This window comes from Streptobacillus felis, from assembly GCF_001559775.1.
Classification (GTDB): Bacteria; Fusobacteriota; Fusobacteriia; order Fusobacteriales; family Leptotrichiaceae; genus Streptobacillus; species Streptobacillus felis.
In genome coordinates this window covers 1-10,452 of the sequence record NZ_LOHX01000322.1, presented here as the reverse complement: position 1 = coordinate 10,452, position 10,452 = coordinate 1, and the positions used below count along the sequence as shown (strand labels likewise).

At 28.0% G+C, this 10,452-nt stretch carries 11 protein-coding genes; 5 read left to right on the top strand and 6 right to left on the bottom strand.

Translation table 11 applies throughout. The features are described from left to right. Nucleotides 1-42: 42 nt before the first annotated feature. The 5 genes from AYC60_RS07715 to AYC60_RS07695 form a co-directional block, all read right to left on the bottom strand. Complete coding sequence (locus AYC60_RS07715; RefSeq protein WP_067323249.1) at nucleotides 43-573, bottom strand: two-partner secretion domain-containing protein; 531 nt, start codon at nucleotides 571-573, stop codon at nucleotides 43-45. A gap of 114 nt (nucleotides 574-687) precedes the next feature. Continuing rightward, on the bottom strand, nucleotides 688-1,737 hold the full coding sequence (locus AYC60_RS07710) for a PTS transporter subunit IIC (protein ID WP_156447708.1): 1,050 nt from the start codon (nucleotides 1,735-1,737) through the stop codon (nucleotides 688-690). 2 nt (nucleotides 1,738-1,739) lie between these two features. Beyond that, entirely contained in the window at nucleotides 1,740-2,675 is a 936-nt protein-coding gene (locus tag AYC60_RS07705; RefSeq protein WP_067323245.1) for a 2-dehydropantoate 2-reductase, read from the bottom strand. 101 nt (nucleotides 2,676-2,776) lie between these two features. Further along, nucleotides 2,777-3,670 (bottom strand): ribokinase, encoded by an 894-nt coding sequence (rbsK, locus tag AYC60_RS07700; protein WP_269146655.1) that lies wholly within the window; start codon nucleotides 3,668-3,670, stop codon nucleotides 2,777-2,779. An 85-nt stretch (nucleotides 3,671-3,755) separates the two neighbouring features. Beyond that, on the bottom strand, nucleotides 3,756-4,922 hold the full coding sequence (locus AYC60_RS07695; protein ID WP_067323240.1) for an iron-containing alcohol dehydrogenase: 1,167 nt from the start codon (nucleotides 4,920-4,922) through the stop codon (nucleotides 3,756-3,758). A gap of 92 nt (nucleotides 4,923-5,014) precedes the next feature. Here AYC60_RS07695 and AYC60_RS07690 point away from each other — a divergent pair, with 92 nt between their 5' ends. Next, nucleotides 5,015-5,344: a zinc ribbon domain-containing protein YjdM gene (locus AYC60_RS07690; protein WP_067323237.1), complete on the top strand. Its 330-nt coding sequence runs from the start codon at nucleotides 5,015-5,017 to the stop codon at nucleotides 5,342-5,344. A 31-nt stretch (nucleotides 5,345-5,375) separates the two neighbouring features. Here AYC60_RS07690 and AYC60_RS07685 read toward each other — a convergent pair whose 3' ends face one another. Beyond that, a complete protein-coding gene (locus tag AYC60_RS07685) occupies nucleotides 5,376-6,191 on the bottom strand; it encodes a hypothetical protein (protein ID WP_067323235.1) in 816 nt (271 codons plus the stop codon). 337 nt (nucleotides 6,192-6,528) lie between these two features. On the opposite strand from AYC60_RS07685, the gene AYC60_RS07680 reads away from it, so the two are divergent. Genes AYC60_RS07680 through AYC60_RS07665 form a run of 4 tightly spaced genes read left to right on the top strand, consistent with a single transcriptional unit; the run spans nucleotide 6,529 to nucleotide 10,252 of the window. Then, nucleotides 6,529-7,560 (top strand): methionine ABC transporter ATP-binding protein, encoded by a 1,032-nt coding sequence (locus AYC60_RS07680; RefSeq protein ID WP_067323232.1) that lies wholly within the window; start codon nucleotides 6,529-6,531, stop codon nucleotides 7,558-7,560. Further along, on the top strand, nucleotides 7,553-8,221 hold the full coding sequence (locus AYC60_RS07675) for a methionine ABC transporter permease (RefSeq protein ID WP_067323229.1): 669 nt from the start codon (nucleotides 7,553-7,555) through the stop codon (nucleotides 8,219-8,221). The genes AYC60_RS07680 and AYC60_RS07675 overlap by 8 nt, the downstream gene beginning before the upstream one ends. A gap of 14 nt (nucleotides 8,222-8,235) precedes the next feature. Next, a complete protein-coding gene (locus AYC60_RS07670; RefSeq protein ID WP_067323227.1) occupies nucleotides 8,236-9,060 on the top strand; it encodes a MetQ/NlpA family ABC transporter substrate-binding protein in 825 nt (274 codons plus the stop codon). 13 nt (nucleotides 9,061-9,073) lie between these two features. After that, nucleotides 9,074-10,252: an amidohydrolase gene (locus AYC60_RS07665; protein WP_067323224.1), complete on the top strand. Its 1,179-nt coding sequence runs from the start codon at nucleotides 9,074-9,076 to the stop codon at nucleotides 10,250-10,252. Nucleotides 10,253-10,452: the final 200 nt, after the last annotated feature.

The following is a 10,452-nucleotide window of genomic DNA, read 5'->3' as shown; positions in this document are numbered from 1 at the left end:
ATCTCCTTCTGATTTAAAGGTACTTGCTATTATCTCTAAATTCTAATCTGTGTTTAGTTCTTTTAAGCTTTTGATGTTTCCTTTAGGTTTGTTATATCCTTTTATTTCTTCATTTTCTATTATTGGTTTTGATGTTGTTAAAGCCATATTATGTATATTTAAAAAACTTGCACCATCTAGTGTTATTCCATTAGGATTTGAAAGTATTACATCTAATTTATCTTTACTTAATGCTTCAAGTATTCCTTTTAATTTACTTTCTTCTAATCCTGTTACATCTAGAAGTGCAAGTTTTGCTCTTGTGTCTTTTATATTATTATTTCCATTTATTAATCCAGATATTCTACTTCTTGCAATATTTTTTGCATTATTTATTACAGCACCTTTTTCACTTACATTAAATTCTTTAAAGGTTGAATGGCTTACACCTTTAGGACTTGGAGTTGAAATATTTATGATATCTACATCACTATTACTCTTTTCTACATATACATTAGTTTTTCCATCTACTGTTATGTTTGCATATGAAAAAAGAGATGTTAATAATAGACATAAAGCATATGTTTTATTCATAATTAACACTTCCTTTCTATTTTTGTGATTTTATTAACTAATGTTATCATTTATTTATACTTTTGTCAATAAAAAAGTGGTTTCAGAATAGTATTCTCAAAACCACATTTCGTATTAATTTTCAAATTTATATATTTCAGGTTTATATATTTTTAATACTTTAGTATATACAATATGTGAAACTAAAGCAACACCAAATGGTACGATTAAATATGCAATTAATATATATATTAATGCTGTCATTCCTGTAATTCCAACTGCTGCATACTCACTCATAGCTTTTATCGGCCCTACTAATCCAACAAATCCAAATCCTGAACTTATTTTATCTCCTGTAATACCTAAAATTCTTACTGCTAAACCTGCAACAGTTGATGTTGTAAGTATAGGCAATAACATAATAGGATTTCTAACAAGGTTAGGCATCATCATTTTCATTCCACCCATACCTACTGCTATAGTAACTCCTGCTTTATTAACTTTCCATGAACCTATTACTAATACTGCTGCTGTTGCTGCAACTCCAATATTAGCAGCTCCACTGGCAAGGCCTGAAAGACCTATCGCTATTCCTATTGCCACCGTAGACATAGGAGAGACAATTAGTACAGAAAATGACATAGCTATTAATATACACATTAATATTGGTTGTAATGTTGTAAAAGAATTAATACCATTACCTATAGCTGTAGAAAGTTTTTGTACATAAGGTAACATTAATAATCCTAGAAATCCTACCCCTGCTCCTACTATTATTGGTTGTAATACTATAGTAAGTGAACCTAATTTTTCACCTAATAACATAGTAATATAAGCTGCAATACCTGCAACTAACATAACATTAATTAAATCACCTAAACCAATTTTTAAAGCTCCATCTACTCTAACTAAAGCTCCTGAAGCTATCCATGTAGCTGACATTATTATTGCTGATTTCATAGGATTAAATCCAAATTGTAAACCAACTAAGAACCCTATCATAGGCGCTACAAGCCATTGTATATCAGCAACAACTTGTGCCATAGTTCCAAATACTGGATGATATGCTGCAAGGTATTTGAATAATCCTCCAAGTACAGCATTAGGTATTAAACCAACTACTATACCTATAGCTGTTCCGTTTAATACTTTCATTATAAATTGTTTCATATTCATATCTTTCATTATTATCCTCCAATTAAAACGCTTTCTCTTCCATGTACTAATATAGTTATTAAATCACAAAAACTTGTATCTAAACCATATTCTTTACCTTTTCTAGATACATAACCATTTAAATAATCTATTTCTGTTAATCTTCTTTTTTGAATTAAATCTTGATGCATAGAAGGATAATGTTTTACGCCTTGAAATTCCTCAGTAGTAAACCAACAAACTAAGTTCGTAATTTCTTCAACATTTAGAGTAGTTCCTTCTTTTTTAGCAACTGAAGCAAATTCTTCTACTATTTTACCTAATAATTCTCTTGATTTTTCTATTTTACCTAATTGTAACATATTACAATCTAGTAGAGCACAACATGCATTCATAGTTCCATTAATACATGCTTTTCTCCATATAGAGAATAAGATATCTTCAGAATATACAGTAGGTAATCCAGAATTATTAATACATTCTACAACTTTTAATGCATTTTCTTTTCCTTCTTCAACTATATTTTGAATTTCTGTTTTACCATAGTTAGTAACTTCAAAAATTCCAGGACCCTTCATTCCAGCTGTTAAAACTGTAACTCCCATTAAAATTTGTTCAGGTTTAACAAATTCTTTAAGGGTATCTATATGCCCTAATCCATTTAAAAGACATAATACACTTGTTTTTTCAGAAATTAAATGTCTAATATCATTTAACATTTCTTTAAGTTGCATAGATTTAGTAAATACTATTATTAAATCTGCACTCTCATTGTAGCTAGATGGTAAATATGCTTTACCCTCAATTGTTTCTTCTACACCAATGTTTTTAAAACTAATGCCATTTTTGTTTATAGCATCGATATTTTCTTGCCATAGATCTAAGAAAATAACCTCATTCCCTGATTTTTTTAACATTGAACCATAAGTTGCACCCATAGCTCCTGTTCCTGCAATAATTACTTTCATATATTAATCATGTGATTAAATCACACTTCTCCTTTCAAAATATTGTCTCAAAAATCATTATATCAAAAAATGACTTCTTTTGCAATAAAATAGGGGCTCATTTAATTTACCCCTATTATATATTCATTAACTTCATCCAATGTTGGAATACTTTCTTGTGCACCTTTTTTTGTAACTACTATAGCAGATACTGTAGTTGCAAATTTTAAAGCACTTTCTAAACTATTATTATTAATTATTTTAGAAATAAATGATCCTATAAATGCATCTCCTGCTGCAGTAGTATCTATAGCTTTAACTTTAAGTGCCTCTTGAACTAATATATTATTATTTGTGAACAAAATCGAACCTAATTCACCTAATGTTAACAGTAAATTTGAAATACCAAACTTATCCTTAATTGATAATATGGCATTTGTATCATTATATTTTACATCAAATATAAACTCAAATTCTGTTTCATTCAGTATTAAAAAATCAACATTCTCATATATTTCTTTTTCAAATTTATATGCCGGTGCTGGATTAAACACAGTAATCTTATTCAATTCTTTTGATTTTTTTAAAACATATTTTGTAATATCCAAAGGTATTTCATTCTGTAATATTACTACATCTACTTCATTTATAATATCCATTTTTTTATCAATATCTTTCTTTGTAATTTTAAAATTAGCACCTGGAATAACAATAATATTATTATTTCCATTATTATCAACTGTAATTATTGCTCTACCAGTTATTTCATTAGATACTATTACAGATGATTTAATATTATGTTTACTTAAATTCTCTATTAATTCGTAACCATCACTATCATTACCTACCATACCTAACATTATTGTTTCAATCCCCATTTTTGATATAGCTACAGCTTGATTTGCCCCCTTACCTCCACAACTTTTATAAAATGATGTTCCAAATATTGTCTCACCTAGCTTGGGTAATTGGTCCACTCTTGCTGTAATATCCATATTTAAACTTCCAACTATCAATGCCTTTTTCAATTCTTTATTGTATGATTATAGTTAATTATTTAACTGTATCACACCTCTCCTTCCTTTTATTAATTTTTTCATATTATATAGCTAACTCCAATACTCCTATTACTCCATTTTTATCTAAAGGATAATAATGGCCTATTTTATTCCTATTATTTTTAGTAGCCTTAAGTGCCATTTCTTCAAATCTACTATTGTCAATTTCAAATTCTTTAAGTTTAGTTCTTAACCCAAGTCTTCTATATATATCTTCTAATTTTTCTGATAATATTAGAGCCATTTCTTCTAAATTAAAATGAGCATAATCTACATTAAATAATCTATTTGCAAGTTGAGCAAATTTTTTTGGTTTTAGATTAGACATATATTTAATATACGCAACTAAAACTACTGCCATACCCTCACCATGTATAATTCCATATTCAGAACTTAGTTCATGCTCTATTCTATGAGATGCCCAATCTGACATTCTACCAGAATCAAGTATATTATTATGAGCATAAATTGAAAGTAGTGAAACTTCATTTCTTGCATCCATATTCATAGGATCTTTTATTAATCTCTCTGCATTTACAATCAGAGCTTTAAGCATACCCTCTATCATATAGTCTGTAACATCAACATTTTCTACACCAGTTATATATCTTTCTAATAAATGTGAAGAAATATCACAGATACCTATATACAGCTGATTTATTGGTAATGTTTTTGTATATTCAGGATTAACTATAGCAAATTTAGGTATTATTAAATCAGTTTCTAACCCCAGCTTATATTCCATATTTGAAATAATAGAACAGTTTGAACATTCAGAACCACTAGATGCAAAAGTTGAAATGACCCCTATATTTAATGCTGACTCAGGTACTTGGTTATATAGGAAGTATTCCCAAATATCTATATCAGTTTTAGCACCTACTGCAACTGCTTTTGCAGTATCCATAGTTGAACCTCCACCAACAGCTAATACTAAATCCACATTTTCACTTTTACATATTTCTATATATTCCCTTACCAATTCAACTCTAGGATTAGGAACTATTCCACAAACATTAATAAGTCTAATATTATTTCTTTTAGTAACTTCAACTACTTCATCATATATACCCAATTCCTTTATATATGATCCACTGCTTAACATTAAAACGCATTTACTACCTAAAGATAATATTTCTTTTTCAAAATATTGCATAGAATTTTTACCAAATATTAACTTAGCATCATTTTTATATGTAAAATCTATCATAATCTATCCCTTTCAAACATCTATTTTATTCACTATATTATACCATATATATTTATTTTATGATATAATAAACAAGAAGGGAAGGTGAAAAAATGATACCAAAATGTCCGCAATGTAAAGGAGAATATGTATATGAGGATAATTTCATATATATTTGCCCTGAATGTTCTTACGAATTTAGCAAAGATGAAACTGAAACAGAAGAATTCATAGTAAAAGATGCTAATGGAAATATACTAAAAGATGGTGATAGTGTTACTATAATAAAAGACTTAAAAGTTAAGGGCTCATCAAATAATCTAAAAATAGGTACTAAAGTTAAAAATATTAGATTAGTACAAGATTCAGATCACAATATAGATTGTAAAATAGATGGATTTGGAGCTATGAGTTTAAAATCAGAATTTGTTAAGAAAATATAAAATTGGATGATAATATCATCCAATTTTTTTATTAAAATCCTAATCTTGCTCCTACTCCAAGGTTAACTACACCTGGATATCCTACTCCAACTTCAACGTCAAGGAACTTATAATTTACACCAAAACTTGTTTTAACTTTAGGTGATATTCTATTTCTATCTAAAGTAAATTTATCTTGATATTTATCTCCACCAAATCTAAAAGTATGTTCAACATCCTTATTTAATATAGATGAAACACCTAAATCTAAGGCTCCATATACTCTAACATCCTTCATTACTTCTTTAGATACTTCTAAACTACCATAAGCTGAAAGATGAAAATGTTTCTTTTCTTTAGCAATCTCAATGAATTTCTTAGTTCCTTCATCAGATTCTTTCTTGTATTTTTCATTTTCATTTGCACCATTATCATTAGTTGATATTTCAACTAATCTATCATAAAGTTTACAACTATTATCATTTTGGCATTCATCTAAGAAATCAGATGCATTTACTGCCCTAGTTGGAAAAGAAGGTGATGAAGCCGTTTTATTAACAAAACCTTCATTTAATCTAGGTGCATCTGAAACTTCTAATGAAATTCCTCCTCCAATTTTAATATCTACACCTAATTTTTCTTTTACATTTAAATCTTTTATTGCCTTAACATATACCTCTCCACCTAAGTTCTTAAAAGATGAATAATTTTTGTAAATTAAAGCATTATTGTTATGCACTACAACTTGTGAATATTTCGCCATATCCTTATAAAGTCCTGCATTTGCACCTATTTTTAAATCTACTCCAACTTCTTTTGCCATTGCAACTGTTGATAATACTAATAATAATTTTGTAATATTTTTCATATTTTCTCCTTGATATATTATTTACCAAGTAACTCTCTTTTCAATAAATGGTACCACTATATTATAGTTTTTTCAATACTTTTTTATATACATTAATTAAATATATACTAATATTAATAATGTATATTTGAAATATATTAATTCATATGGTAATATAACAGTAAATAAAAAAATACGGAGGAAATATATATGAAAAATTTAGTAGTTGTTAATGTAATGATGATGCATACGTAAGCTTGGCCAATAAGGGCACAAGCTTTTTCGCGTGTGCCTAACACTACTAGATAATTAACAGGCACACAGGTGCCTGTTTTTTTTTGCAAACGAAAGGAGAAAGATGATAAAACTTAATAATGTAAATATGGTATTTAACGAATTTGAAGCAGTAAAAAATGTAAATTTAGAAATTAATAAAGGTGACATATATGGAATAGTTGGATTTAGTGGTGCAGGTAAAAGTACTCTAGTTAGAACTATCAATCTACTACAAAATGTAAGTAGTGGAGAGGTATTAATAATGGGTGAAGATATAACTAAACTAAATGAAAAAGAACTTAGAAAGCAAAGAGAAAAAATAGGTATGATATTTCAACATTTTAATCTACTTAAATCATTAAATGTATTAGAAAATGTTGTCTTTAGTTTAAGAAATACAAAACTTACAAAAAATGAAAAAATTGAAAAGGCAAGAAAATTACTTAAATTAGTAGACCTTGAAGAAAAAGAAAAACAATATCCATCAGAATTATCTGGTGGTCAAAAACAAAGAGTTGCAATAGCAAGAGCACTTGCAAATGATCCAGAAATACTATTATGTGATGAGGCTACTTCAGCACTTGATCCTCAGACAACTAAACAAATACTTAAATTACTTAAAAAAGTAAATGATGAAATAGGAATTACAATAGTACTTATTACTCATGAAATGAGTGTAATAAAAGATGTATGTAATAAGGTCGCTATAATGGATAGAGGTAGCATTATAGAAAATGGTACAGTATTTGATATTTTTTCAAATCCTAAAAATGAAATTACACAAAAATTCATTAACTCCATACATAATAACGAGGGATTAATAGAATCTCTTTCTAAACTAGACATTAAATTAAATGATACAAAGAGATTATTCAAACTTACATATGTTGGAGAAATATCAACAGAACCAATAATAAATAATATATATACAAGATACAAGGTGGTATCTAATATACTTTGGGGAAATATAGAATTCATTTCTAATAAACCTCTTGGTAATTTAATTATAGTATTTGAAGGAGAACATATATACGAAGCTGTAAACTACTTAGAAAGTGTAGGAGCTTTAATATCAGAAATAAAGTTAGAAAGTGAGGTGATTAATTATGTTTAAATATTTTGAAAATGCATATAATATACGTTATGATTTTTTAATAGAAACTAAGTCAACTATATATATGACAGTCATAGCTGCATTAGTTGCTGGTTTACTTGGATTAATACTTGGGGTAATACTCGTATTATTCAAAGATGGAGGATTACTAGAGAATAAGAAAATTTATTCTATTTTAGATAAAATAGTTAATATTTCTAGATCCATTCCCTTTATTATTCTAATAGCTTTACTTTCTAGTGTAACAAGATTTATAGTAGGTACTACTATAGGTTCCACAGCTGCAATTGTTCCTTTAGTATTTGCATGTATTCCATTTTACTCAAGGCAGGTAGAAAATGCACTATTAGAAGTTGATAAAGGTATAATTGAAGCTGCTAAATCTATGGGTTATTCAAAACTTCAAATAATATTACACGTATATTTAAAAGAGGGACTTATAGGAATAGTTAGAGTGAGTCAACTTACACTAATTAGCCTGTTGTCTTTAACAACTATGGCAGGTGCCGTAGGTGGAGGAGGACTAGGTAATCTAGCAATCTCACAAGGTTATTATAGGTACAGAAATGATATTACTATAGTAGCAACAGTAATAATTTTAGTATTAGTATTTTTAATACAATATATAGGAAATAAAATAATAGAAAAAATTAGTCATTAAATTAGGAGGAAATTATGTTAAAAAATTTATTAAAAGGATTATTAGTATTTGTATTAGGTTTTGCATTATTATCATGTGGTGGTAATAAAGCTAATGTAGAAGGAAAAAGTGAAACAGTTAAGGTAAAAGTAGGAGTAGTGGGTTCATCTTCAGAAACTTGGGATTATTTAAAAGAAGTATTAGTAAAAGAAAATATAGAACTTGAAATTGTTAGGTTTTCAGATTATAACCAACCAAATGATGCGTTGTTAAATGGTGATATAGACTTAAATGCATTCCAACACAGAATATTTTTATCAAACTATAACAAAGAAAAAAATGCAAACTTAACTCCAATAGGAGATACAGTAATAGCACCTATAGGTCTGTATTCTCAAAAAATTAAAGATGTTTCTGAATTAAAAGATGGAGATACTATAGTTATACCAAATGATGTAACTAATCAAGCAAGAGCAATAAACTTACTTGTAAGTGCTGAGTTAATAACTTTAAAAGCTGATGCTGAAGAATTCCCAACACCAAAAGATGTTGAAGGAAATCCTAAAAACTTAAATATAGTTCCAGTAGATGCTTCTCAAACTGCAAGATCTTTACAAGATGTTGCTGCTGCTGTAATTAATAATGGTGTTGCAGTTGATAGTGGATTAACACCTACAGTAGATGCTGTATACTTAGAAAAAATAGATGAAAAATCTAAACCATATATAAATATAATAGTTGCAAGAGAAGAAGATAAAGATAATGAAACTTATCTAAAAATTGTAAAAGCATTCCAAACTGATGAAGTTAAAGAAATAATAAATAGAGTAAGTAAAGGTAGTTCAGTTACTGCTTGGTAAAAGAGGTGAATTTATGAATATATTAAATGAAGTAGAAAAACTAAAAGAATTTACAATAAAAAATAGAAGATTTTTACATGAAAATCCTGAGCCTAGTCTTAGGGAATATGAAACAGCAAAATTCATACAAAATATCTTAAAAGAAAATAATATTGAATTTGTTAAAGTAGGTGATACAGGTACTTTAGCAACTATTAAAGGTGAGAAAAAAGGTAATAATAAAACAATATTTTTAAGATCTGATATAGATGCACTAGAAATAGAAGATAAAAAAATATGTGAATATTCTTCAAAAAAACAAGGACTTTCACATGCATGTGGACATGATGGTCATGCAACATCACTTTTAACTGCATGTATAATATTAAATAATAACAGAGATAAATTCTCTGGAACTATTAAATTTGCTTTTCAACAAGCTGAAGAAATAGGGAGAGGTGCAAAAATATTTGTTAAAGATGGTCACTTAAATGATGTAGACTTATCCTTTGGTATACATCTTGATTCTTCTATTCAAGTTGGTAAAGTTGGATTAACAAAGGGTCCAGCAAATGCATCATGCGATATATTCAAAATAAATGTAATAGGTGAGAGTGCACATGTTTGTGCACCTCACAAAGGAAAAGATGCATTAGTTGCAGCAAGTAATATAGTGACTTCTATACAAAACATTGTTGCAAGACAATTAAACCCTTTAAAAGAAGGCTTAGTTGGTATAGGTGTTCTAAGAGCAGGAACTAGATACAATATTATTGCAAATGATGCCTACATTGAAGGAACTGTTAGAGCTTTTGATTATGAAACTAGAGAATATATACTAAAAAAGGTAGAAGAGATATCTAAATTAACAGCTAAAATACATAACTGTGAAGCAACTTTTGAAAACTATAATGCTGCTAATCCATTAATAAATGATGATGAAGCAATAGAATTATCAATAGAAGCTGTAACAGAATTAATCGGAGCAGAAAATATAGTAACTAATGTACCAAAAACATTAGGAGCAGAAGACTTTGCTGATTACCTAGCTGTAACAAAGGGAGTCTTTGCTAGAATAGGTAGTAGAAATGAGGATAAACCATATACCACAAGGGCTCATCATCACCAAGAATTTGATATAGATGAAAGATCTCTTTTAGTTGCAAGTTCTGTATATATAAAAGTTGCATTACATTTCCTTAATAACGTATAATCACATATAATTATATACATTTGTTAATTAACGTATTTACTTAATCTATTTACACCCTTAAAAAATTTGGTAATGTTTACAATGAAATGCACACAATAAAAAATATGGACTAAATACCATAAATACAGGATTTTAATCTTGTTTGGTATATGGTCCATTTTTTGATTTCATTGACACAATAGCTATAACTTTTTAAAATA